This window comes from Priestia sp. P5_B4, from assembly GCF_056400385.1.
The window spans coordinates 1-787 of sequence record NZ_JBFULJ010001291.1; the positions used below are offsets into that span (position 1 = coordinate 1).

The 787-nt window shown below is 41.9% G+C and carries 1 protein-coding gene; it reads left to right on the plus strand.

Features of this window, described 5'->3' with window-relative positions:
- A partial coding sequence (locus AC1DRF_RS30555; protein WP_477742643.1) for a sporulation protein occupies window positions 1–762 on the plus strand: 762 nt, incomplete at its 5' end.
- Window positions 763–787 lie beyond the last annotated feature (25 nt).

A 787-nucleotide genomic window follows, 5' to 3' on the forward strand; every position in this document is an offset into this window, starting at 1 on the left:
CATACACATCGTGTGGAAAGCCTGCGCGCAGCTTCTTCATTTACAATTAATGAAGGCGAGAAAAAAGAAATTCCATTTACATATCATTTACCTTTGGACCTTCCAATCTCTGCGAGCAACGTTAGCTATTTCTTTAAGACACACTTAGATATTGAAGGGGGAGTAGACTCAACAGACCGGGACCCYGTGCGCATTAAAGCTCCAAAAAGCTTATATCAGCTAGTAGAGGGCTTTGAAGCACTTGGATTTAGAGAAAAACATCATTCAGGAAAATTTAACGGATACAAACAAGAATTTTCATTTTTTCCTACAGACTTCTTAAAGGGATATGTAAATGAGGTTGAGTTTGAGGTAGCCATTGAACGAGAAGGGATCCGCGTGCTGTTGGAGCTAGATTTGCCTTCTTTCGGCCGAGAGAGGGAAATAAAAAATGAACTCTTTTTTACAAATGATGAACTAAGCCAGCCATCTACTATCGCTCGTTTGCTGGAAGAAGCGATGGAAGAGATGATGGAGAATCCTCGAGACTATGAATATTATAAGTCTCCTCACTCTGATCAGCATTCACACCACCCACGTATGAGCGGGTTAGGAGGAGCAATGGGAGGTTTTGCAGCCGGTATGTTAGGCGGACTGCTCATTGAGAATTTGATGGATGATATGTTTGAAGACTCGGCGCTTGGTGAAATTGGAGAAGAGATTGAAGAAGCCGGGGAGGATCTGTTGGATGGAGATTTTTTTGATGGAGGAGACGATTGGTAAAAGGGATTTTGAATAAATAAAAAGG